Genomic DNA, 22,450 nt, shown 5'->3' with positions numbered 1-22,450 from the left:
CTTGCCACAAAGGTATAATTTTCAGATTCAGGATAACTTTAATACAAAGTAAAAAAGACCATGGACTTTACCCAAATAAAGGAGACCTGCTTATATGTTCGTGATTTGGACCAGACCAGACATTTTTATGAAGGGATTTTAGGCTTGAAAGTCATTTCACATCAGGAGCAACGACATGTTTTTTTCAGGCTTGGCTCCTCGGTGCTGTTGTGCTTCAACCCTGAGGCTACCAGAAATGAAACCATGCTGCCACCACACTTTGCTGATGGGAAGCAGCACATTGCTTTTGAAGTAGCACCTAAGGATTATGAAGGTGTGAAAAAAAGCATAATAGACTTGGGCGTGACCATTACTCATGAGCAGGAATGGAGGCCTTCTGTCCGTTCTTTCTATTTTGAAGACCCGGATGGTCACGTGTTGGAGATCGTGCCGGCGGGGATGTGGGATTAGGAGGTTAGATGACTAAGCCGTTGACTTTTTCGAGTGCTTCTTCCACATATTTGAAGGTGGAGAGAATTTCGGGCTTTCCATCTACCACAGCTACATTGTGTTCGAAGTGCGCTGAAGGCATTTTGTCTGCCGTCACGATGGTCCAGCCGTCGGAAAGTTGAATAACCCGCCGGGTACCCATGTTGATCATAGGTTCTATGGCGATCACCAGACCCTCCTTTATCTTGGAGCCATGTCCTCTTTTGCCATAGTTGGGCACTTCCGGAGATTCGTGCATTTTCTTACCCAGTCCATGCCCTACCAGCTCACGCACCACTCCATATCCAAAGCTCTCCGTGTAATTTTGAATGGCATAGCCTATGTCACCCATCCTGTTACCTGCCACGGTCTGGGCAATTCCCAGGTAGAGGCTCTCTTTGGTGACTTTCAGGAGTTGTTTGATATCGTCGCTAACCTCACCTACAGCAAACGTATAGGCGTGATCACCATAATAGCCATTTTTCAGAGCGCCAATGTCCATGCCCACAATGTCCCCTTCCTGTAGAGGACGGTTGGTAGGGATGCCATGCACCACTTGCTCATTGACTGAAGTAATAATGGTATTGGGATAATCATAAAGGCCCAGAAAACCTGGAACGGCTCCTGAATCTCTGATGTACTCTTCTGCGATCTTGTCCAACTCCAGTGGAGTGATGCCGGGCCGAATGTGCTCGGCCATAAGTGCCAGCGTTTTAGACACTATCAGTGCACTCTGCCGAATGAGTTCTATCTCTTCTTTGGACTTGTAATGGATCATATACCGTGAAAATGGGAGCACAAAAGTAATAAAAAAACCCTCCCGATAAAGGTGAGGGTTTTTTTGATTTGCTATATGAAAGTTATTTAAATAGGATTAAGATTTTGTCACACCTTCCAGTACTTCTTTGATGTCAACTCTTTTGCCATCTTTGAAAGACACGATGAAAGCGTCTTTAACACCCATTTCACGCAGGTATTTTTTGAAAGTATCAGCTTCCCAATAGTCTCTGAATGCACCGATGGTGAATTTGTTCAGGTTACCATCTTTCTCCTGAGAGAAGTTTTTGGCCTGATCAAATTTGGCCAGATCTTTTTTGGCGTATGCCCCGATCTGTACTTTGAAAACCACACCAACGTTTTCGTTGATTCCGCCCTGATCCGCATTGGCCGGTACGGCTGGTCTCGTGTTGGCTTCAGCCAACTCATCTCTGAGTTTGGACACCTGAGCCTGATAAGATGAAATTTGCTCATCCTTGTCAGCCAATTTGTCATCTACTCCAGCTAGCTCATTCTTCAGGCTGGCTGTCTGACTTTTAAGAGATTTATTTTCTTCTATAAGCACTTTGTACTGTTCTGGCTCCAGCGCTTTGATTCTCTTTTTCCACTCTTTTTGTTCGCTTTTCGACATTTGAGCTGAGGCGTTAAAACCTACAGTTACGAAAAATACCAGGAGTAATAATGTGACGATCCTTTTCATGTTTTAATCTATTGATTCATAATTAATTACATAACTAGTACTAAAGTACTAAAATAACTAAAAAAAACGCAAATTTTTACGACTTCAAGCTACCAATCATATCTTCGGGTTTCACCCACTCATCGAACTGCTCGCTGGTGAGCAGACCCAGTTGAATCGCTGCTTCGCGAAGGGTAGAACCTTCTTTATGTGCTTTTTTCGCAATTTTAGCGGCATTTTCATAGCCAATATGAGTATTCAATGCCGTGACTAACATAAGGGAATTTTCTAGTTTTTCCTTAATCACCGGATAATTTGGTTCGATACCTATGGCACAATGGTCATTGAAAGATTCGCAGGCATCACCCAAAAGACGCGCGGAAGTGAGCAGATTGTAAACCATCATGGGTTTAAAGACATTCAACTCAAACTGTCCGTAGATGCCACCGGCAGATACCGCCACATCATTTCCGAGCACCTGAGCACATACCATGGTGAGGGCTTCACACTGCGTAGGGTTGACTTTACCCGGCATGATAGAGGAGCCCGGCTCGTTTTCGGGGATGGTGATCTCACCAATACCACTTCTGGGTCCGGAGCAAAGCATACGAATGTCGTTACCGATTTTCATCAGGCTCACGGCCAGTTGTTTTAGGGCGCCATGGGTTTCTACGATGGCGTCATGTGCGGCTAGCGCCTCAAATTTGTTTTCGGCAGTGACAAATGGAAGCCCGGCATTCTGTGCTATTTTTTGAGCTACCAGCACATCGTAACCTGCAGGCGTGTTGAGGCCTGTGCCCACAGCAGTACCTCCCAATGCCAACTCACTGAGGTGTTCCAGCGTGTTATTGAGTGCCTTTAAGCTGTGATCAAGTTGTGATACATAGCCAGAGAATTCCTGACCCAGGCTCAGCGGGGTAGCATCCATAAAGTGGGTACGCCCGATCTTCACCACATGTTGGAATGCGTCAGACTTGGCCTTGAGGGTGTCTCTCAGTTTTTTCACCCGTGGTACGGTGTGCTCCACTACTATTTTGTAGGAAGCGATGTGCATGGCCGTAGGAAAGGTATCATTGGATGATTGACTTTTGTTGACATCATCATTGGGGTGAATGAATTTCTTCTCGTCACTCAGTTTGCCTCCGTTCAGCACGTGTGCCCGGTTGGCGATCACCTCGTTACAGTTCATGTTGGACTGTGTGCCGGATCCGGTCTGCCAAATGACCAAAGGGAACTGATCATCCAGCTGACCTGTGAGGATTTCATCACAGACTTTACCGATCAAATCAGATTTCTCTTTGGGCAGTACACCCAGTTCCAGATTGGCTTGAGCAGCAGATTTTTTCAGGATGGCAAAGGCCTGAATGATCTCCAGAGGCATGAGCATGTTAGCACCTCCTATTTTGAAGTTTTCTCTGGATCGTTGTGTCTGGGCTCCCCAGTACTTGTCAGCAGGGACTTGTACCTCCCCCATTGTGTCGTGTTCTATGCGAATCTCCATGTTTTGAGAATGTGTTTTCAATGAAATGACTTAGACAAAATTAACACAAACTTGCTGACGTTTGCCCGTAAATAGAACTGAATTGTCTCTTTGCCGTTTTAGTAGTAGGTTTGCGTAGTTTAGAATTATTCTAAATAGATGAAAAGCACAAAAGTTCTCATTTCTGACTTTCAGTTTCTAACAAGAGCAGGACTCATTCACCTCATTGGAGAGAAGGAGGAGTTTGAGCTATTGGGTACTGTGGAAGAGCCCGAAAATCTGCTGGGTGCCGTCTTATCACACCATCCGGATGTGCTCCTGATGGACTATAAAAGTCAGGACCCGGTGCTCCTTTCTTTATTGAAGCAAGTAGTCAATTCTCAGGCGACCAATGTATTGATCATTACCAACGAAGATAACCGTCAGGCGATCAAGGACCTGCTGGAGTTGGGGATCAAAGGGATAGTGACGAAGAACTGCAGCCGTCAGGAGATTTTAAACGCCATTGAATCGGTGGCGCTTAACACCCGCTTTTACTGCAACAGAATTCTGGACTTGCTGGTGGAGGAAGATAAGCGAGCTCGCGAGAATAATTGTGAACCCACGGAGCTGTCACCCAGAGAATATGAGGTGCTGAACCTGATCACCAAGGGATACCGAACGGCCGATATAGCTGAAACGCTGCATCTGAGTGTTCACACGATCAATTCACATAGAAAGAATATTCTCAAGAAACTCAACCTTAAATCACCAACGGAACTTATCGTCTATGCCATGGAAAGTGGACTGGTCAAAGTATGATATAAGTCATGACATTTCACTAGAAATCGCTATTGCTAAAGCCGGAATACCTCAGTTATTTTGCAACCAAATAATATGCTGACACTAGATACCCTAAAAACCAACCAGAGTGTGACCATCAAAGCCCTTACTCAAAATGGGCTTACCTCTAAGCTAATGGATATGGGGATGTATCCGGGTAAATCTGTGCAGATAGTTTTTAGGGCTCCTTTTGGAGGCCCAATCGCCGTGGATCTGGATGGCTACACGCTCTCGCTAAGAATAGACGAGGCATCACTTGTAGAGGTGGAATAAGATGAAAATTGCATTGGTTGGGAATCCCAACTCAGGTAAAACTTCTGTTTTTAATCAACTCACCGGTCTCAATCAGAAGATCGGGAATTTCCCTGGGGTAACCGTAGATAAGAAATCGGGCATCCTCAAGCGATCACATACTCCCCACGAAATCATAGACCTGCCGGGCATCTACAGCCTCTATCCCAAGACGCAGGATGAGCAGGTGGTATACGATATCCTGGGCAATCAGCAGCACGCGGATTATCCTGACCGGATTGTGGTGGTGGTGGATGCTTCTAACCTGGAGCGAAACCTCCTGCTTTTTACTCAGGTGCTGGACATGGGTGTGCCTGTGACCATGGCGCTGAACATGACCGACATTGCGGACAAGAAAGGGTTGGTGATAGATACCGAAAAGCTCAGCGAGTTATTGGGAGGAGTACAAATAGTGCGGATAGTGGCTCGTACAGGGGTGGGTATAAATGAATTGGTAGACGAAATCATCAGTCAAAAGCCTCACCAGGCGTCTCAGCCATTTTTGGGTGGAGAGTTTGACAAAGGACAGTTTCTGATCACTGATAGCACCGAACAAAAAACGAGGGTAGAGAAGCGCTACCGAAAGATTACACAGATTTTGAAGTTTGTTGTGAAACAAAAGCCTGTCAGGAAATCGATCATTAACCGCCATAGGGCAGTGGATCGTGTACTGACGCATCCGGTTTTTGGCTATTTGATTTTCCTTGGCATTCTATTAATGATTTTCCAGGCGATTTACGCCTGGGCGGAGTGGCCAATGGATCTTATAGACACGCTCTTTTTGTCCATGAGCAAGTGGGTGAAAAACACCCTGCCGGATGGCCTTCTCACGAATCTCATAGCCGAAGGAATCGTTCCTGGGCTGGGCGGTGTGGTGATTTTCATCCCGCAGATCACCTTGCTTTTCGGGTTCATTTTTATCCTGGAAGAAACGGGCTATATGAGCCGGGTGGTTTTTATTCTGGACAGATTCATGCGTCCATTTGGGCTCAATGGAAGAAGTGTGGTTCCGCTTATATCAGGTGTGGCATGTGCCATTCCGGCCATTATGGCTACCCGCACTATTGACAATTGGAAGGAGCGCCTGATCACCATTATGGTCACGCCACTGATGAGCTGTTCTGCTCGCTTGCCGGTTTATACCCTCTTGATTGCTCTGGTGGTGCCGGATACATTTATAGGACCTTTTAATCTCAAAGGCCTTGTACTGCTTGGTCTATACCTCATAGGTTTGGTGGCGGCATTGCTCATTGCGTTGATCTTTAAGTTTTTCATCCAGACCAAAGAGAAGAGTTTTTTGGTGATGGAGTTGCCGCTTTACAAAATGCCCAGATGGAATAATCTGGTGATCACCTTATGGGAAAAAGTAAGACTTTTCGTATTTGATGCCGGCAAAGTCATTTTTAGCATTTCCATTATCCTTTGGGTGTTGGCTTCCTTTGGGCCGGGAGACCGGATAGAGAAGGCGGTTGCTGCTATCCCCGAACCCACCTCCGAGGTGAGCCAGGAGGAGTTTGAGCAGCAGGTAGCTTCGGTGAGTTTGTCCAATTCCTACATTGGTATTTTGGGGCATGCCATTGAACCTGTGATCAGACCTTTGGGATATAACTGGCAGATTGGCATTGCGCTTATCACCTCATTTGCTGCGCGTGAAGTCTTCGTGGGCTCTATGGCCACCATCTATAGTGTGGGCGAAAACTTTGATACGGAGCGAACCCTCCTGGAGCGGATGCGGTCTGAAAAAAATAGTTTGACAGGTAGGCCGGTTTACACTTTGGCTTCAGGACTATCACTGATGATCTTTTACGCCTTTGCCATGCAATGCATGAGTACACTGGCGATTGTGTTGCGTGAAACTAAAAACTGGAAATATCCATTGATACAATTAGTGTACATGACCGGGTTGGCTTATGTTGCTGCATTGATCACTTATCAATTGCTGAAATGATACAGACAGTCCTTGTAATCGCGCTTTTTCTGGCTGCAGCCTTCTGGCTGGGCAGAAAGCTTTATCTGAACTTCTCTGGTAAGCAGAGCCCCGGCTGTGAAAAGTGTGCTGCCAAGGAGCTCGCCCGACGCTAATTTCCTCACTACTTCTAGTGATTCATTTGACTATCCATAGCTATTGATTGCTGTGGTTTTTACCTCCAATTTTGCTATTAAGAATTATTCTAAATAATGATTCAAGAAAGTAACGAGCAGCAGAGCAATTTTTTCAATCCTTTTGAAGGCAAAAGCCTCATGGAGGGGGAAGAGTGCGTATTCAAAAAATGCTGTAAGAAGTACAAGAAAAAAGGTCGCCACTGTAAAAAGTGTCCCAAAATATGAGTGAGGTCTTGGTGAGAAGGGAAGAGATGATTTTTGAAACGGAAAATGGGTCGCTGAGTCAAAGTGATGCGACCGAGCGGTTTCAGCTGGCCTTTCATCAGGAGGAACTTTCTTTTCGGGTCTGTGAGTTGATCACCTTCAAACGAAAGCTTCAGGCCATTGACCTCCCGGCGATGCTAATGAGTGAAAACCAGGATGTAGAAGTACTCCACATGCCTCATTGCGATCGTCTTTTTGTGCTGACTATTCAGAACATACTGGAGCTCAAGGAGCTGCTGGCAGGCGCATTTGCCATGCTGGAACTGAACAGCGTAATCCACAGACAGCTGGTGAGAAGACCACTTTAGACTCATTTTAAATTAGCCTTCTTTATGGTAATTGGGGGCTTTTGTAGTTCTTTTACACCCGAATTAAATTTTTGCGACCATGAAAGACATCCTGAGAAGACACTCGGTATTGAAAGAGGACATTGTCAATACCATCAATAAGCAAATTAAAATGGAAGCTCAGTCTTCTGCTGCTTACCTGGCCATGGCTGCCTGGTGCGATACCCGTGGCTATGACAACTGTGCGGCTCATTTTTTCAAGCAGTCTGACGAGGAGCGAAAACACCAGATGAAGTTTTTTCGATACCTGACTGATATGGAATGTGATGCTATTTCACCCTCTGTAGGTGAGTCTCAGCATGAGTTTGCTTCCCTCAGGTCTGTGTTTGAGACAGCTTTGGAAATGGAAATAGCGGTGACGGATTCTATCCACGACATGGTACGCGTCTGCAGAAAGGAAGGGGATATCGCTACTGAAGAGTTTCTAAGATGGTTTGTGCAGGAGCAAATCGAGGAGGAATTTGTAGCCAGAAGAACATTGGAGCTTTTTGACGTTTTGGGTGAAGATAAGATTGCCCTGGGAATGATCGAGGAGCGGGTGCTCACCATCGAGTACAGTGCTGAAGGATAAAATTGAATAATCAATAAGATAATAAAAGGAGAATCAGTGACGGTTCTCCTTTTTTTTATTTCACTACTTTAAGGGAGGTATCACTAAACCTGGTATCACTACCCATAGGAGCCGTAACTAGTTTTAATGAGTCTAAAAACCCTCATCACTAGCGATTGACAGAGAGCGTTGATCGGGCCACATTTGCGTTGTTGTTTAGAATGATTCTAAATAATCAGGTAAATGAAAAAACTCTTACTCTATATAGCACAGGTTTTAATCACTTTCACCGTCCTCGCCCAGTCTTATCAGGTGCAGGGGATCGTGACCGATGAAGCAGGTGAAGGGATACCCGGAATAACGGTGACCATCAAGGGAACCGGATCAGGTGTATCTACAGACCTCTATGGTTCTTTCTCGCTCCCACTGATGGGCCAATCTATACTGGTTTTTTCAGGGATTGGATTCGAATCCACGGAGCAGCAGGTGGACAGATCAACCACTACATTGAAGATTAAACTCAGGTCAAGTACCACGGAGCTTAGTGCGGTACAGGTCATCGGTAAGTCCGAGCATACAGAAACACGAGAGCAGCCTTTTGCTGTGTCGGTGGTGGATGTGAAACCTCTGAAAGTACAAAACCTGGATGTCAATCAGATTCTTGGGACAGTATCGGGTGTGAGGATTCGCGAGCAGGGAGGAATGGGCTCCGGTTTCGATTTTTCACTCAATGGCTTTACCGGCAAGCAGGTGAAGTTCTTTCTGGACGGCATACCTATGGACAACTTTGGTTCATCTCTGTCGCTGAATAACATCCCTGTCAACATGATCACCGGGATAGAGGTATATAAAGGGGTGGTACCAGTACACCTCGGTTCAGACGCTTTGGGAGGAGCGGTGAATGTCACCACTGACCAGAATGTTCGAAATTATCTCAATGCCTCTTACGCCATTGGGTCATTCAATACCCACCGGGCATCAGTACTGGCCAGGTATACAGAACCCCGCACAGGCCTTTCTTTCAATGCCAATCTGTTTTTGAACTACTCTGACAACAACTATATGATGCGGGATGTGGAAGTGCCCAGATCCGATGGTTCGGGAAAGCTGGACACGGTGGATGTGAGGCGTTTTCATGATGCCTATCAATCACAAACGGCCCAGTTGGAATTAGGGGTGGTCAATAAACCATTTGCCGATCGACTGTTTGTGGGATTGATCGCATCCGGCAATGAAAAGGAGGTACAAACAGGCCTGAACATGCAGGATGTGTTTGGGGAAGTGATGACCACCGATCAGGTACTCATTCCTACATTCAAGTATAGAAAGTCTGATCTTTTCGTGACGGGACTGGACCTGCGGGCATATGCCATGTACAACCGGAGAAAAGCCGTGCGGGCAGACACAAGTTCACGAACCTACAACTGGTATGGGGATTACAGCACCCGGATCAATAATGCCGGAGAATTCTCCTATAACAAATCTCTCTTTAGCTATGACGATGAGTCCTACCTGGCTACGGCCAATCTGAGCTACCAATTGGGCAAGAATCATTCGGTTTCGGTCAATCACACGTTTAGTCAATTTTCCAGGGTAGGTAAAGATCCGATGCGTGACCTCAGTGAGGTGCCCTTTACCACCCCAAATACCATCACCAAAAACATCTCAGCGCTTTCTTACAGCCTGAGCCTGATGGATGATCAATGGAAGACGTCCGTTTTCACCAAGGCTTTTATGATGCACTCCAGTACCCAGGTGGAGAATGAAGACACGGATGAGTTTGAAGAATATAGTATTCAGTTCTTACTCAACGGCTATGGCGTAGCCTCTACCTATTTTGTGACGCCCTGGGCACAGGTGAAGCTTTCGTATGAAAATACCTACCGACTGCCAGAAGGTGAAGAGATGTTTGGAAATGGCCTGACAGTGCTTCCCAATACTGCTCTGGAACCCGAGCAAAGCAATAACTACAACGCGGGTATATTGGTGAGCAAAGTATTCAAAGACCACTCCATTCGGTTTGAAGGAAACTACCTCTACCGTAAAGCGTCCAATTTTATAAGACTTGACGCCTCACAGCCTCGAAACTCTAACTATGTCAACCAGGCGAAAGTCAACCTCACCAGCATAGAGGGAGGAATTCAATATACTTATAGGCGTCTGCTTAACCTGGGGATCAACGTCACCAAGCAAAAGAACATCAATGCAGATGAAAGTGACCGCCTTTTTAAAGACGACCTGCCCAATCAGCCTTTCCTCTTTGGGAATATCACGGCCGGGGTTCAATTCCACCATGTGGGATTAGAAGATAGTCGGCTTTCTATCAACTGGCTCTCTCTTTTTGTGGATCAGTTTTACTGGAAATGGCCAAGTCAGGGGACCAAAAAATACAAGTATGACATTCCCCGGCAGCTTTCGCACAACCTGGCATTGTCCTATGCATTCGACGAAGGAAAATACAGTGCCTCACTGGCCTGCAACAACATCACCAACACCATAGTGTATGACAACTTCGCCATGCAAAAGCCCGGGCGATCTTTCAGCCTGAAGCTGAGCTATTTTCTATCCAACTGATCATTTTAAAAACATAAATAAACAGAACAATGAAGAATATCAAACTAAGTGTGTGGGCCCTTTTGAGCTCATTTTTTATCCTTTCGACTACCTCTTGCGAGCCAAATGATGAGCCTGATCCTGATGGGGGTGAAGAAGGTTGGTCAGGCTACGTGGTGGGCCTGCGGGCCACAGAGGGAGATGTCTCTGCAGACTATATCGTATCGGTGGATGACCTGATGTCGGGAGTGATCACTTCAGAAGGTCAGGGCATAGAGCAGTCTGGTTGGTCATACTACACTGCTGTAGGTGATAACTATCTTTCGATTGGCTACACCCTCAATGAGTGCATCGGGTATAAGGTGGATGCCGGGGAATTGTATTTAAACTCAAAGTTTGTATTTGAAAGAATAGACTGTGTAGGTCCCCTGGAGGGAGATTCGTTTCTGGCCATTGGGGCTCCTTGGGGCGGGGGTTCATATGACTGTCAGTTGCAAGTGGTAGACGCAGGGGATGTGGCCATCACGAAGACCGTGAAACACCCGATTTACGAATCCTACTTTTATGTGGATTCTTTGGATGAAGAGGTGCGGCTCAACGCCTGGCCCACCAGCACTCACCTGGCAGGTGACAAATTATACGTGTCTTTCTATCCTCTACACGGAACCTCCTGGGAGACCCCGCTGGTGGATAAGGCTTACGTGACGGTGTATTCCTATCCGGGATTAGAGTATATCAAAACTTTTGAGGATGACCGAACGAGCCCAATTGGCTACTACGGTGGCCAGCCGTCTCTCGTGACCACTGAGAGTGGGGACATTTACACCATCTCGTCTTCGTCTTATTTTGCAGGATTTACACATGTGAGTCAACCCTCCGGAGTGCTCAGAATCAAGGCTGGTGCCACGGAGTTTGATCAGGATTATTTCTTTAATGTGGAGGAGGATTATGGATACAAAATACAAAATGCAGTGTATGCTGGTGGCGGGAAGGCTGTGGCCAGAATTTCTGACCCTGAGAGTGATACCGGTCGGGAGGTGCAGTGGGCTGGATTTGGAAATTTTGACGTGATGGAAGTCGCGGTAATCGACCTTGAAGCCAGGACTTTGACCAGGGTGTCAGAAATCCCGGTGCACGCAGGACAGTATCAGACGCCTTACCTGGTGGAAGACGGCAAAGTATACATGTCCATCAGACAAAATGAAACCGGAAAAGCCTATGTCTACCGAATAGATCCGGAGACAGCCACCGCCGAACGTGGTGCCGAAATAGACGGTATTGAGCTTCAGGGCATTTTCAAGCATAATTAATTATTCTAAAAAAGAGCCTATGGGAGATTCCCTGGGCTCATACCTTTTTCAAATCTTATGAATCAATCAAAAACAATACTTACTCTGGTTCTGGTGATGATGACATGCGCCCAGTCCTTTGCGCATTACATGTGGCTGGAAACCTCCGAGTCCGGTGAGTTGGGCAAGGCCCACGCGGTAAAAGTGTTCTTTGGCGAATATACCTATGGCGTAGTGGAGGACCCTTCTGGGGAGAATTTTGCAGCAGTAAAAAACTTCAAACTGTCGGTGGTGACCCCATCTGGCCTGAAACATGAAATCCCCACATCAGTCAAAGGGGATGCTTTTGAAGGAATTTTTACTCCTACGGAAAAGGGCACTTACACCGTCACTTTGAACAATGACGAGATCGAGGTGATTGATTACACCCAGTATGATTTTGGGGTTTTTAAGACCCACTATCACTCCACTGCCAGGGTGGTAGTGGGTGGCGAAAGTACAGAGACCAAAGCCACAAACGACAAAGGTCTGGTACTGGTGAACTGCGCCACGGATAAAGCGGATGTAGGTGCCGAAGTGGTAATCAAAGTCCTGTACCAGGGGAAACCCCTGGCCGAGCAGGAAGTAGCCATTTATGTGGCTGATCTCTGGAGCAAGAAGCTTACTACGGACGAGAACGGGCAGGTGAGATTTGATTTACCGTGGGCTACCAGATATACCATAGAGGCTACCAAAAAAGAGGAAGTACCCGGCACGTATCACGGTGAAGACTATGAATTTATCTGGCATTGTGCCACATATGCCATAGCACTTTGATGAGGATGATTACGCTGAGTTTCCTATTCACCATTCTGGGTTTTTGGGCTTGTTACCAAACCTCCCGGAGAGTAGCACTTGCCGTGCTCAATAGACGACCCGAATCCGGGCAATCTAATCAGACCAGAGTCCTCCCCTTTGGTTTGATTGGATTGCTGGTAGGCTTTGTGCTTTGTGTACTTAGTTATGGTTTATGGTCTGGTTTGTTTGTCTTTTTAATCTTGCTGACCATCGTATCCAGTCTGATGATTCTACTGGCACCACTAGGTTACATCAGCGGAAGGAATATAGCGGTTGTCGCCCTTTTGTCAGCCCTTATAGAAATCACGCTCTGATGCCGGCTCATAAAAAACATCTGACAAAATCATTTCACCAGCGCTTTGCCAAAATCACTGCCGGTTTTGTGGGAGGCTACGCGGTTACCGTGAGTTTGTTCATGGCGCTTTCACTCTGGTGGGATCGTGCCGGGGTAATGGTGACTTTGATTTTCGGAGGGTTTATACTCTGGGCCGGGTTGATGATTGTTGCTTTTTTATTCAGAAATGGCTGGCTGGCCTGGCTCCTTTATCTCCTTTTGGCTGTTGTTTTTTCTGCTGTTTTTTGTTTCAATCAATATATCCTGCCCCTATGAGCAACCGCATCTATAATGTGCTTTTTCATACCCATACGGTGAGTGGACTAGTCATCAGTGTGGCACTTTATGTGATCTTTTTTGCCGGCTCCATCAGTTTTTTTAGGGATGATATCATAGCATGGGAGCGCAATCAGCCCATCAAAGCCCAAACACAGATGAAAGCTGATTTTGATCGGATTCTGGACACTTTAGCCATGAGGTACGGTGACCTCAGGGGTCGTACCATTAATATCCGGCAGCCACATCAGGAGCGTAATGTGGCTGTTACTATTGAACCTTCTCAGGATACATCAGCCACTGAAAGTGCCAAAAGGAGCGTTTACACATATCTGGATACGAAGACCTATGAGGAGGGCACCTACTACTCCACCTATACACTGGGCGAGTTTATTTATCGGTTACATTTCTTTGCACAGATCCCCTACCCATACGGCTATCTCCTGTCGGGTTTTGTGGCCTTCTTTTTTCTGTTTGCAATCGTCACCGGGCTCATTGTTCATTGGAAAAAGATTGTGAGTAATTTCTACCTGTTCAGACCCTGGGCCAAGCTCAAAACAGTCTGGACCGACGCTCATACCGCATTGGGCTTTATCGGGCTGCCCTTTCAGTTCATATTTTCAGTAACAGGCGCAGTGCTGATTATCGGTACCACCATCATGTTGGGTCCGGCCAGTTCGTTGATCTACAACAATGATCGGGATCTGATGTACCGCGAACTCCTGGATCAGCCCCTACCTCCAGCCTTTGCCAATCGTTCGGTTGATTTTGATCAGAGTCTGAACGAACTGGTCAAAAGGGCCCAATCTTCCTGGAACGATGCAGTTTTGAGCAGGCTTTGTATTCAGAACTACGGCGATGAAAGCATGAAAATTTTGGTGGAAGCCAGGCCTCAATCCAGGGGCGCGCTGTTGGGGCAGGGAAGGGCTACTTTCGATAAGTCTGGGGTACTGATTGACCAAACAAGTGAAGAATCCATTAACTATATCGTCGGAGTGGATCAAATGATGCGCAGGCTCCATTTTGGAGATTTTGGCGGGTATAGCCTTAAGATCATCTACTTTGTTTTTGGGATCATTACTTGTTTTGTGATTCTCTCCGGTGTGTTACTGTGGGTAGAAGCCCGTGACAGAAGGAGCACGGAGCCCTGGAAGAGAAATGCCAACCAGTGGGTTGCCAGCATTTTTGTGGCGATCTCGCTCAGCATGTATCCGTCCATGGCATTGTTATTCAGCATGGTCCGGTTGGTACATGATGCGGGTGACCTTGCGCCGCATGTGTTTATATATAGCATGTTTTTCACTTCTTGGCTGATACTGAGTATCGGCTTTGCCATATGCCGAAACAATTATCTGACAAGCAAATACTGTTTGCTTCTGGGCTCCATTTTGGGTTTTGCCATTCCAGTTGTGAATGGGGTGGTTACCGGAAACTGGATGTGGTATACTTATAATGTTCAGCAACTCCAGATTTTTGTGGTAGATGCTTTTTGGTTCGTTACATCGCTCATTTCCCTGCTGGTCTTTTTGAGGTTGAAAACAAGACTGCCAGGTCCCCTTTTGGAAAAGGAAGCCCCAAGCGAAGCGTGCGAATTGGTTGGGGCCAGTACGTTTTGATCATGGGTACCATCGAGGACTTTGACCGAATACTTCTGGCTCTGCAGGAACAGATTCAAAACAACCCTGCAGACCGTGAACGCATTTTGACCGATTTCGTCCGGAACACTCCATGTCCATACCTACAAAACCGCCTGAAGGCAAGTGGTCTCACTAGTTCTAGGGATTCATAACTAGGGGTAGTGAAATTGTATTTTGCCTATCACTAGCGATTGAAAGCCGACTCCATTTGGCACATCTTTGCACTTATTTAGAATTAGTCCAAATAAAGTGTGATCAACAAAATGAATAAGCTAAATACGATTTTATTAATATCAGGAACCCTTTTGACAGGCGCTCTAAGCTCATGTAACGAAGGGGATGATGATGAAGTGTCTCTGGAGATTCCTTCCACCTATGAGTTTACGAGGGATGGGGCTTCCACAGTGGATTATTCCGGTCAGACTGCAAGACTGGATATGTTGGCAGAGCTGAAGGCCTATATTGGTACGGCCAATGACGGAGCAGTGCTATCTGAGGAGGTTCTCCTCGACATGTTTGCCAATGAAAACAATCCTTTTTCTAGTGCAGAACTCAATGAGAGCGGCAAGCAGCTAAAGGATAAAACATTCGCTGCGGATGTCACATTTTTCAGCAGTATTCTGGCTTCTGCTGCATCGGCCAGTGCTTCAGAAACAGGCGCTTCTCAAGGAAAGGCGGGTCTTATCTCCAGAGGAGCCGATAGGCAGATTTTGGTAGATGAAAAAGGCTGGGAGTATACGCAGTTAGTGGAAAAGGGCCTCATGGGAGCAACGTTTCTCAATCAGATCTACAACAGCTATTTGACGGACGCCAAAATTGGCAATGGTGTAGAGAATACAGAGCTGGAAGCTGATAAAAACTATACTGCCATGGAACACCACTGGGATGAAGCCTTTGGTTACTGGGGTGTGAATCCTGAATTTGATGTGGATGGCGAAAATCGGTTTCTGGGCAACTATACATACGGCAGAGAAAGCTATCTCGGAAGTGCGACTAAGCTAAGGGATGCTTTCCTGAAAGGTAGAACGGCGATAGTCAACAAGGCTTATGAGATCAGAGATGAGCAAAGGGATATTATCTACGCTGAGTTTGAGCTGATAGCAGCTGCCACAGCCATCCATTATATCAATGAAAGCATTGCTGATTTAAGCGGAGATGATCAGGGCTCATTATTTCATCATGCATCAGAAGGCTACGGTTTTGCGATGGCCCTGAAATACAGCCCTTACAAGCAGATAACCACTGAGGAGCTGAATGAAGTGCTGAATGCTGGCTTTGGTACGAATGGTGACTTCTGGACAATTTCGGTGACTAGTCTGAACAATGCCAAGAACATTTTGGCCACTGCTTATCCGGCTTTGACCGATATTGCGGACGAGTTATAAATGAAGCCATTACCAGGCGCTACATTATAAAACAAAATGAATAGATGAGATTATTGACATTGGTTTTTCTGGCATTGGCCATGCTGACTTCCTGTACTTCAGATAAAGATCCATTCGGCAAAATGAATGATTTTGATCAGGGACCGATGTTGGAAAACCTTGCCAATAATCTCATTGTACCTTCCTACCTCGGGTTGAGAGACCAAACAAAAAGTTTGAAAGAGGCTATTGCAGCTTACCGCAGTGCCCCAACCGTAGAGACCCTCACAGCGGCACGGGAGGCACTCAAATTTGCAAGGCTGGCCTGGCAGCAATGCAGCCCTTATCAGTTTGGCCCTTCAGAGTCCAATGGCTTATCTGGGATTCTCAACATTTACCCGGTAGACACCCTCAAAATCAATCGGAATGTCCAAAACGGGGCAGATGATCTGACGACCCTCGCCAACGCTGATGCTCGTGGATTTCAGACATTGGGATACCTGCTCTACCGGCCGGGACTGAGTGATGAGGAATTGATTTCTGCGACCTTAGCGCCAGATCGCCTGTATGCGGATCAGGTGGCGCTTCTTATGGAGGAGGCTTCATCAACGGTCTATAATGAATGGGTTCCAGAGGGCGGGAATTATATAGGTACGTTTACCAGTGAAGATGCTTACGGTGTGAACGTGGGAAGTTCGGTGGGTAAATTGATCAACGCCATGAACCTGGACTTTGAGCGAAATACCCGAGATGGGAAAATTGGAATTCCGGTTGGAATCCGATCTTTGGGTCAGCCCATCCCTCATGCATGTGAAGCCTATTATGCCGGGTACTCCGTAGAACTCTTCAAGGCCAGCATTGCCGCCTATTACACCCTTTATAAAGGTGCTGAAGATGTGGGACTGGACGATTATCTTCAGGCCATTGAGGCTACCACTACTCAAAATGAGGATTTGTCTGTGCGAATCGACACCCAGTTCAAAGCGCTGATAGAGGCAGGAAATATGCTGGAAGATCCCCTTCCTGCTCAGATTGCTAATGATCAGGTGACCGTACAAGCGGTGTTTGCAGAAATGCAACGCCTGGCTGTCCTTTTCAAAACAGACATGGCGTCCTCGCTTGGTGTGGTGATCACTTATCAGGACAATGATGGGGACTAATGTTAGCGCCTAAAGCCTTACTGGCAGAGCGGCTAATCACCGGGAAGGTTTCCATTGCACCGTTGGTCACCTTCAGGATCCTGTTTGGTTTGCTAATGTTTGCATCCATTGTCCGTTTTTGGGCTTACGGCTGGATTCATCAATTATACATTGCTCCCAAAGTTTACTTTCCTTTTTTACCCGGTGTTGAGCCGTTGCCCGGAGTGGGGATGTATGTGGTTTTCTCCGTCATGTCCATAGCAGCTGCAGGTATTGCGTTGGGCTGGTTTTATCGCATTTCCACCACTGCTTTTTTTGTGCTTTTTACCTATGTAGAGTTGATTGATAAAACCAATTACCTCAACCACTACTACTTCGTGAGCCTGGTGGCTTTTTTGTTGATATGGATTCCAGCCCATGGCGATTTTTCCCTGGATGTAAGGCGGGGCACTCGTAGACCAACAGATCAGGTACCTGTGGGTTTCTTGAATTTGCTGAGGTTTCAGCTGGTGGTGGTTTATTTCTTTGCAGGCCTGGCCAAAATCAATTCGGATTGGCTGCTGAAGGCCCAACCAATGAAAATGTGGTTGTCAGCAAATGCCTACCGTCCGGTACTGGGTACCTTATTGCGTTATAAGGTTACCGCCTATCTATTTAGCTGGTTTGGGATGGTGTATGACCTGTCCATCCCGTTTTTCTTATCCCTAAAAGCGACACGCCGGCTCGCCTTTTTCTGTGTAGTGGTCTTTCACCTGATGACCTGGTGGCTTTTTCCCATTGGGATGTTTCCATTTATCATGATCGGTCTCACCACAGTTTTCTTCAGTCCTGGGCAGCATCTAAAGGTGCTTACCATCCTTAAGTCCCTTTTTAGGTGGCAGGTCAGACCAGAGGTGCGGCCTACCGCAATCTCTCATCCATTACTCAAGCTGTTTGCCGTTTTTATCGCACTGCAAGTATTGATACCTCTTCGATATCTCTCTTATCCTGGTGACGTGTTTTGGAACGAAGCGGGGTACAGATTTTCATGGCGCGTGATGCTCATGGAGAAAGCGGGTAGTGCCACCTACTATGTGCGCGATAGGGATACCGGCCAGCAATCTATGGTGGCAAACTACGAACATCTGTCCCCCCAACAGGAAAAAATGATGGCTACTCAACCGGATATCCTCGTGCAATATGCCCACTATCTGCACGATCACTACGAGGGACTGGGAATGACTGACCCTATCGTGACTGCAGAAGTGTTCGTTACGCTCAATGGACAGCCCAGCAGACGTTTCATCAGCCCTGAGGTCGATTTGAGCAAAGAGTCCATCATTGGAAGTTATTCCCTGGTAGCACCCCTCGATCACTAGTTCTAGTGAGTGCTCCCTAGGTTTAGTGAGTCCCCTTTTGCCTATGACTAGCGATTGAATCACGTGCTTAATACCCCGACCTTTGCGCTTATTTAGAATTAGTCCAAATAGATGGCGGAATTCATTGACGCTATGTCAGCTTGGAAAAATGAGATGGTAGCACTGAGGGACATATGGAGATTAGGGGTCACACTGGCTTTTTTGGTGGTGGCTTGTTCTGCCATGTCTCAGCGTGTGTCCGGAGTAGTCACCAATGAAGCAGAGGAGCCAATGGAAGGGGTGATGATTTTCCTGGAAGGCTCATCTTTAAAAACCACAACGGACGCTAAAGGGTATTTTGAGCTCAGTGATTTGGGTGATGGGGATTATAGGATTGTAGCATTTTTTCCTGAATACCAAACAGATTTTCTGGATGTAAAGGCAGGTGCGGAAAATACTACCATTAGGTTCAGGCTGAAGCCAATGAGTCAGGAGCTTGAGTCAGTGGTGGTGGAAAATACCCGATCAGAAACCATGGGTATTAGCTGGCTCCAGTCTGTGAGCGGAGCAGCCATTTATGAAGCCAAGAAAACAGAGCTCATCAATGTTGGTGGGTTGATAGGTAACAAAGCAGCCAATGTGGGGCGTCAGGTCTATGCACAGGTACCCGGCTTGAATATTTGGGAAAGCGATGGTGCGGGGATCAATCTGGGTATTGGCGGACGAGGACTCAACCCCAACCGCACGTCCAATTTCAATGTGCGACAGAATGGTTACGACATTTCAGCCGATGCACTTGGCTATCCGGAAAGCTATTACACTCCACCAGTGCTCGCGCTGGACAAAATCGAGGTGGTGCGCGGTGCTGCCGGGCTGCAGTATGGAACACAGTTTGGAGGGATGCTCAATTTTGATTTTAAAGAGGGCCCCAGGGATAAGAAAATAGAATTAACCTCTGCCCAGACACTGGGCTCATTTGGTTTGTTCAATACTTTCAACAGCCTGGGGGGTACCGTCGGGAAGGTGAACTATTACACTTTTTACCAATACAAGCACAGCGAGGGCTGGCGGCCCAATTCTCAGCAAGACCAGCACAACCTTTTTGCGTCGGTGACTTATGACTTCACTCCCTTTCTGAGTGCTAAGCTCGAACATACCCATATGACCTATCTGGCCCAGCAACCAGGTGGACTTACGGACATTGAGTTTTATCAAAACCCTCAGCAGTCCAAGCGCGCGCGCAACTGGTTTGATGTGGGCTGGGACCTGACGGCCATGGAGTGGAACTACCGCTATTCTTCTAGCCTGAAGTTTAACAACAAAACATTCATGCTGGGAGCCAACAGGTATGCCGTGGGTAATCTGGAAAGGATAGATCGGCCAGATGATCCGACAGAAAATCGCAACCTGCTGAAAGACGAGTATCACAATTGGGGCAACGAGTTCCGAACAATCTATCACTATAACCTCTTGGGTCAAAAATCGGTTTTGCTGGTGGGTAACCGACTGTATTTTGGTAAGACACTAAGAGAACAAGGGGAAGGAGACAATGGCTCAGGTCCCCATTTTGAATTTGAAAACAAGGAGGAGCCCGGGGAGTCTGATTTTACCTTTCCGAGCAGGAATGTGGCATTTTTTGCAGAGAACATATTCAATCTCACACCCAGACTGAGCGTTACCCCGGGAATCCGCTATGAATACATCCGCACGGATGCGAAAGGTTACTACTACGACCGCAGAGAGGACCTTGCCGGGAATGTGATCTATGAGGAGAAAGTAGAGGAGGATAAAAGTAAGCCCAGGTCATTCGCGCTGATGGGGGTTGGGATCAGTTACAAATACAGCGAGACCGTGGAGGTTTATGGCAATTTTTCACAGAATTTCCGAGCCATCAATTTCAATGATATTCGGGTGGACAACCCGTCACTGAAGGTGGATGAGAACATAGATGATGAGAGTGGATACAACCTTGATCTTGGGATCAGAGGGGCCGAGGCTGGTAAGTTTAGGTACGATGTTTCATTGTTTTATTTATCCTATCAAGGGCGCATTGGCAATGTATTGCGGACTGAGCCTGATCCCCGGTTTAATAATCTGGTAGATCGTACTTTTCGGTATCGTACCAATGTTGCGGATGCAGGCATCTTAGGGCTGGAGAGCTACATAGAAGCGGATTTGTTAAAGCTCTTTTCCATTCCGGCAGAAAAGAGCACAGTGACCACTTTCCTGAATTTCGCGATGATCTCATCACGCTACATGAACAATGATGAGGCGGGTATTGAAGGTAACAAGGTAGAGTTGGTGCCCCCGGTCAATATCAAATCTGGTGTGACCTATAAGCGTGGCAATTTTGGAGTCTCCTATCTCTACACCTATGTAATGGAGCAATATTCAGATGCCTCCAATGCCGACAGTACTCCTCCTGTGCCTACAGCTGTTGAGGGAATTATCCCCACTTACTTCGTGATGGATCTTTCTGTGAGCTATGCATACAAATTCTGGACGTTTGAGGGCGGAGTAAACAATTTTACGGATGAGTCTTACTTCACCAGGCGGGCAGCTGGCTATCCGGGTCCGGGTATTATCCCCGCAAATCCCCGTAATTTTTATGTGGGTGTGGGTGTGAAGTTTTAGAATCAGTAATTACTAATTAGGCCTTTAACACTGTTTTTGAGAGCGGGAAGATGATTAATCAGAATTGCCCAAACATTTTCATCGGAGATGTTGTCATAAGCATGAATGACCTGATTTCTCATACCAATTATATTTCTGGCATCGTCAATAATGTTTTCGAAAGAGCTGTCCCGTTTAATGATCCTATTGACCGCCTCCCCGATTATTTCCAAATTCCTTTCTACGGCCCTTTTGAGCATTAAATTTTTCTTGTATTCAATGAAATCTTTAGGTTGGTTCTCAAAGAAACTATCAATTTCTGAGATAGCCAGGTCTACATCATAAAGCCATTTTAAAATCCGTTCATCCATATATTAGTCTTTTAGACCGCTCAATGGATCTGATTAGGATGGGATTGCGAAGATTTTGTGCTTCCAGAAGGTCAACTTTTCTTTTGAATACCGTTTCTAAGGTGGATTTGAGGTGAATGAAATTTGTAAAATATTGAGCTCTTTCGAAGGGTTCAAATGTGACGAGAAAATCCACATCACTCTCGTTATTAAATGAATGATCCACTGCTGAACCAATCAAATACATTTTATCAACATGATGGTCCTGGCAAGCTTTTATAACTTTTTCTATATGTGAATCTAACTGCAACATGTCACAAAAATAGTGAATGCTATCTGAATTCATGATGCTTCTTCATCGTAGGCCGATGATCTAAAGGGCACCTGATTTCGACACAAAATCCCAAATGACAATGCCTAGGCTTACTGAAATGTTTAGCGAATGCTTGGTGCCGTATTGAGGGATCTCCAATACCATGTCTGAACTTTTGATTACTTCGTCATTGACTCCAAAAACTTCATTACCAAAAACAAAGGCATACCGCTGGTCTTTACTGGGTGCAAACTCTAGCAAAGAGGTGCTTTTATCGGCTTGTTCCACCGAGACAATGTGATAACCCTGAGCCTTTAGTTGTGGGATGAGTTCTGAGATTTTTTCATGGTACTCCCAGCTCACGGTATCCGTTGCTCCCAGGGCGGTTTTGTTGATATCGCGGTGGGGCGGCTGGGCAGTGATCCCACAGAGATGGATTTTCTCCACGCGAAAGGCATCGGAGGTTCTGAATGCACTGCCGATGTTATTCATGCTGCGGATGTCATCCAGAACGATACAGGCGTTGAGTTTTTTGGATTGTTGAAACTCTTCTTGTTCCATCCTGCCCAGCTCCTCGTTTTTAAGTTTTCTCATGCGCTTGTCTTTCCTTAATATTGCTATCTAATT

General features: G+C 46.3%; 23 protein-coding genes. 17 read left to right on the top strand and 6 right to left on the bottom strand.

Annotation, left to right across the window (positions count from 1 at the left end):
• Positions 1–60: 60 nt before the first annotated feature.
• Positions 61–450: a VOC family protein gene (locus tag ACHKAR_RS07465; protein ID WP_395416823.1), complete on the top strand. Its 390-nt coding sequence runs from the start codon at positions 61–63 to the stop codon at positions 448–450.
• 4 nt (positions 451–454) lie between these two features.
• Here ACHKAR_RS07465 and map read toward each other — a convergent pair whose 3' ends face one another.
• The 3 genes from map to fumC form a co-directional block, all read right to left on the bottom strand.
• Complete coding sequence (map, locus tag ACHKAR_RS07460) at positions 455–1,246, bottom strand: type I methionyl aminopeptidase (RefSeq protein ID WP_159585346.1); 792 nt, start codon at positions 1,244–1,246, stop codon at positions 455–457.
• A 96-nt stretch (positions 1,247–1,342) separates the two neighbouring features.
• Complete coding sequence (locus tag ACHKAR_RS07455) at positions 1,343–1,945, bottom strand: SPOR domain-containing protein (RefSeq protein ID WP_159585348.1); 603 nt, start codon at positions 1,943–1,945, stop codon at positions 1,343–1,345.
• Positions 1,946–2,021: 76 nt separating this feature from the next.
• On the bottom strand, positions 2,022–3,425 hold the full coding sequence (fumC, locus tag ACHKAR_RS07450; RefSeq protein ID WP_159585561.1) for a class II fumarate hydratase: 1,404 nt from the start codon (positions 3,423–3,425) through the stop codon (positions 2,022–2,024).
• A 138-nt stretch (positions 3,426–3,563) separates the two neighbouring features.
• On the opposite strand from fumC, the gene ACHKAR_RS07445 reads away from it, so the two are divergent.
• The 16 genes from ACHKAR_RS07445 (at position 3,564) to ACHKAR_RS07370 (ending at position 21,181) form a co-directional block, all read left to right on the top strand.
• A complete protein-coding gene (locus ACHKAR_RS07445) occupies positions 3,564–4,205 on the top strand; it encodes a LuxR C-terminal-related transcriptional regulator (protein WP_159585350.1) in 642 nt (213 codons plus the stop codon).
• A 75-nt stretch (positions 4,206–4,280) separates the two neighbouring features.
• Entirely contained in the window at positions 4,281–4,499 is a 219-nt protein-coding gene (locus tag ACHKAR_RS07440; RefSeq protein ID WP_159585352.1) for a FeoA family protein, read from the top strand.
• Position 4,500: 1 nt separating this feature from the next.
• Positions 4,501–6,465, top strand: a complete 1,965-nt coding sequence (feoB, locus tag ACHKAR_RS07435) for a ferrous iron transport protein B (protein WP_395416820.1) — start codon at positions 4,501–4,503, stop codon at positions 6,463–6,465.
• Complete coding sequence (locus ACHKAR_RS07430; RefSeq protein ID WP_395416818.1) at positions 6,462–6,599, top strand: hypothetical protein; 138 nt, start codon at positions 6,462–6,464, stop codon at positions 6,597–6,599. The genes feoB and ACHKAR_RS07430 overlap by 4 nt, the downstream gene beginning before the upstream one ends.
• A 242-nt stretch (positions 6,600–6,841) precedes the next feature.
• A complete protein-coding gene (locus ACHKAR_RS07425; protein ID WP_159585356.1) occupies positions 6,842–7,192 on the top strand; it encodes a hypothetical protein in 351 nt (116 codons plus the stop codon).
• A 79-nt stretch (positions 7,193–7,271) separates the two neighbouring features.
• On the top strand, positions 7,272–7,802 hold the full coding sequence (locus ACHKAR_RS07420) for a ferritin (protein ID WP_159585358.1): 531 nt from the start codon (positions 7,272–7,274) through the stop codon (positions 7,800–7,802).
• Between the two features lie 222 nt (positions 7,803–8,024).
• Positions 8,025–10,355 carry a TonB-dependent receptor gene (locus tag ACHKAR_RS07415; protein WP_395416817.1) on the top strand — a complete coding sequence of 777 codons (2,331 nt, stop codon included), beginning with the start codon at positions 8,025–8,027 and terminating at the stop codon, positions 10,353–10,355.
• A 29-nt stretch (positions 10,356–10,384) separates the two neighbouring features.
• A complete protein-coding gene (locus tag ACHKAR_RS07410) occupies positions 10,385–11,644 on the top strand; it encodes a DUF4374 domain-containing protein (protein WP_395416816.1) in 1,260 nt (419 codons plus the stop codon).
• 57 nt (positions 11,645–11,701) lie between these two features.
• On the top strand, positions 11,702–12,439 hold the full coding sequence (locus ACHKAR_RS07405) for a DUF4198 domain-containing protein (RefSeq protein WP_395416815.1): 738 nt from the start codon (positions 11,702–11,704) through the stop codon (positions 12,437–12,439).
• Complete coding sequence (locus ACHKAR_RS07400; RefSeq protein ID WP_395416813.1) at positions 12,439–12,774, top strand: hypothetical protein; 336 nt, start codon at positions 12,439–12,441, stop codon at positions 12,772–12,774. Before ACHKAR_RS07405 ends, ACHKAR_RS07400 begins: the two co-directional genes overlap by 1 nt.
• On the top strand, positions 12,774–13,070 hold the full coding sequence (locus ACHKAR_RS07395) for a hypothetical protein (protein WP_395416812.1): 297 nt from the start codon (positions 12,774–12,776) through the stop codon (positions 13,068–13,070). Before ACHKAR_RS07400 ends, ACHKAR_RS07395 begins: the two co-directional genes overlap by 1 nt.
• A complete protein-coding gene (locus tag ACHKAR_RS07390; RefSeq protein ID WP_395416810.1) occupies positions 13,067–14,686 on the top strand; it encodes a PepSY-associated TM helix domain-containing protein in 1,620 nt (539 codons plus the stop codon). The genes ACHKAR_RS07395 and ACHKAR_RS07390 overlap by 4 nt, the downstream gene beginning before the upstream one ends.
• Before the next feature lie 284 nt (positions 14,687–14,970).
• A complete protein-coding gene (locus ACHKAR_RS07385) occupies positions 14,971–16,092 on the top strand; it encodes a DUF4856 domain-containing protein (RefSeq protein WP_395416809.1) in 1,122 nt (373 codons plus the stop codon).
• A gap of 44 nt (positions 16,093–16,136) precedes the next feature.
• Positions 16,137–17,231, top strand: coding sequence for an imelysin family protein (locus ACHKAR_RS07380; RefSeq protein ID WP_395416807.1), 1,095 nt, complete (start codon positions 16,137–16,139; stop codon positions 17,229–17,231).
• Positions 17,231–18,568 (top strand): HTTM domain-containing protein, encoded by a 1,338-nt coding sequence (locus tag ACHKAR_RS07375; RefSeq protein ID WP_395416806.1) that lies wholly within the window; start codon positions 17,231–17,233, stop codon positions 18,566–18,568. Before ACHKAR_RS07380 ends, ACHKAR_RS07375 begins: the two co-directional genes overlap by 1 nt.
• A 111-nt stretch (positions 18,569–18,679) precedes the next feature.
• A complete protein-coding gene (locus tag ACHKAR_RS07370) occupies positions 18,680–21,181 on the top strand; it encodes a TonB-dependent receptor domain-containing protein (RefSeq protein WP_395416805.1) in 2,502 nt (833 codons plus the stop codon).
• 2 nt (positions 21,182–21,183) lie between these two features.
• On the opposite strand, the gene ACHKAR_RS07365 is transcribed toward ACHKAR_RS07370, so the two are convergent.
• From ACHKAR_RS07365 to ACHKAR_RS07355, 3 genes are read right to left on the bottom strand one after another with little or no spacing between them, the layout of a single operon-like run.
• A complete protein-coding gene (locus tag ACHKAR_RS07365; RefSeq protein WP_395416804.1) occupies positions 21,184–21,531 on the bottom strand; it encodes a HepT-like ribonuclease domain-containing protein in 348 nt (115 codons plus the stop codon).
• The gene (locus tag ACHKAR_RS07360; RefSeq protein ID WP_395416889.1) at positions 21,524–21,823 is read right to left on the bottom strand and encodes a nucleotidyltransferase family protein; all 300 of its coding nucleotides are present in this window, start codon (positions 21,821–21,823) and stop codon (positions 21,524–21,526) included. The genes ACHKAR_RS07365 and ACHKAR_RS07360 overlap by 8 nt, the downstream gene beginning before the upstream one ends.
• A gap of 60 nt (positions 21,824–21,883) precedes the next feature.
• Positions 21,884–22,417, bottom strand: coding sequence for an RNA methyltransferase (locus tag ACHKAR_RS07355; RefSeq protein ID WP_395416803.1), 534 nt, complete (start codon positions 22,415–22,417; stop codon positions 21,884–21,886).
• Positions 22,418–22,450: the final 33 nt, after the last annotated feature.

The organism is Marinoscillum luteum (assembly GCF_044005705.1).
Lineage (GTDB): Bacteria > Bacteroidota > Bacteroidia > Cytophagales > Cyclobacteriaceae > Marinoscillum > Marinoscillum luteum.
Note: the sequence above shows the minus strand (reverse complement) of the source record. Positions and strands in the feature narration are given on the sequence as shown.

Excerpts from the sequence above, each read along its gene's own strand:
- ACHKAR_RS07395 (WP_395416812.1), top strand. The coding sequence starts at position 12,774 with ATGCCGGCTCATAAAAAACATCTGACAAAATCATTTCACCAGCGCTTT.
- ACHKAR_RS07455 (WP_159585348.1), bottom strand. The coding sequence starts at position 1,945 with ATGAAAAGGATCGTCACATTATTACTCCTGGTATTTTTCGTAACTGTA.
- ACHKAR_RS07440 (WP_159585352.1), top strand. The coding sequence starts at position 4,281 with ATGCTGACACTAGATACCCTAAAAACCAACCAGAGTGTGACCATCAAA.
- ACHKAR_RS07420 (WP_159585358.1), top strand. The coding sequence starts at position 7,272 with ATGAAAGACATCCTGAGAAGACACTCGGTATTGAAAGAGGACATTGTC.
- feoB (WP_395416820.1), top strand. The coding sequence starts at position 4,501 with ATGAAAATTGCATTGGTTGGGAATCCCAACTCAGGTAAAACTTCTGTT.
- map (WP_159585346.1), bottom strand. The coding sequence starts at position 1,246 with ATGATCCATTACAAGTCCAAAGAAGAGATAGAACTCATTCGGCAGAGT.
- ACHKAR_RS07385 (WP_395416809.1), top strand. The coding sequence starts at position 14,971 with ATGAATAAGCTAAATACGATTTTATTAATATCAGGAACCCTTTTGACA.
- ACHKAR_RS07445 (WP_159585350.1), top strand. The coding sequence starts at position 3,564 with ATGAAAAGCACAAAAGTTCTCATTTCTGACTTTCAGTTTCTAACAAGA.
- ACHKAR_RS07410 (WP_395416816.1), top strand. The coding sequence starts at position 10,385 with ATGAAGAATATCAAACTAAGTGTGTGGGCCCTTTTGAGCTCATTTTTT.
- ACHKAR_RS07360 (WP_395416889.1), bottom strand. The coding sequence starts at position 21,823 with ATGTTGCAGTTAGATTCACATATAGAAAAAGTTATAAAAGCTTGCCAG.
- ACHKAR_RS07430 (WP_395416818.1), top strand. The coding sequence starts at position 6,462 with ATGATACAGACAGTCCTTGTAATCGCGCTTTTTCTGGCTGCAGCCTTC.
- ACHKAR_RS07405 (WP_395416815.1), top strand. The coding sequence starts at position 11,702 with ATGAATCAATCAAAAACAATACTTACTCTGGTTCTGGTGATGATGACA.
- ACHKAR_RS07390 (WP_395416810.1), top strand. The coding sequence starts at position 13,067 with ATGAGCAACCGCATCTATAATGTGCTTTTTCATACCCATACGGTGAGT.
- ACHKAR_RS07465 (WP_395416823.1), top strand. The coding sequence starts at position 61 with ATGGACTTTACCCAAATAAAGGAGACCTGCTTATATGTTCGTGATTTG.
- ACHKAR_RS07380 (WP_395416807.1), top strand. The coding sequence starts at position 16,137 with ATGAGATTATTGACATTGGTTTTTCTGGCATTGGCCATGCTGACTTCC.
- ACHKAR_RS07375 (WP_395416806.1), top strand. The coding sequence starts at position 17,231 with ATGTTAGCGCCTAAAGCCTTACTGGCAGAGCGGCTAATCACCGGGAAG.
- fumC (WP_159585561.1), bottom strand. The coding sequence starts at position 3,425 with ATGGAGATTCGCATAGAACACGACACAATGGGGGAGGTACAAGTCCCT.
- ACHKAR_RS07415 (WP_395416817.1), top strand. The coding sequence starts at position 8,025 with ATGAAAAAACTCTTACTCTATATAGCACAGGTTTTAATCACTTTCACC.
- ACHKAR_RS07355 (WP_395416803.1), bottom strand. The coding sequence starts at position 22,417 with ATGAGAAAACTTAAAAACGAGGAGCTGGGCAGGATGGAACAAGAAGAG.
- ACHKAR_RS07370 (WP_395416805.1), top strand. The coding sequence starts at position 18,680 with ATGGCGGAATTCATTGACGCTATGTCAGCTTGGAAAAATGAGATGGTA.
- ACHKAR_RS07425 (WP_159585356.1), top strand. The coding sequence starts at position 6,842 with ATGAGTGAGGTCTTGGTGAGAAGGGAAGAGATGATTTTTGAAACGGAA.
- ACHKAR_RS07365 (WP_395416804.1), bottom strand. The coding sequence starts at position 21,531 with ATGGATGAACGGATTTTAAAATGGCTTTATGATGTAGACCTGGCTATC.
- ACHKAR_RS07400 (WP_395416813.1), top strand. The coding sequence starts at position 12,439 with ATGAGGATGATTACGCTGAGTTTCCTATTCACCATTCTGGGTTTTTGG.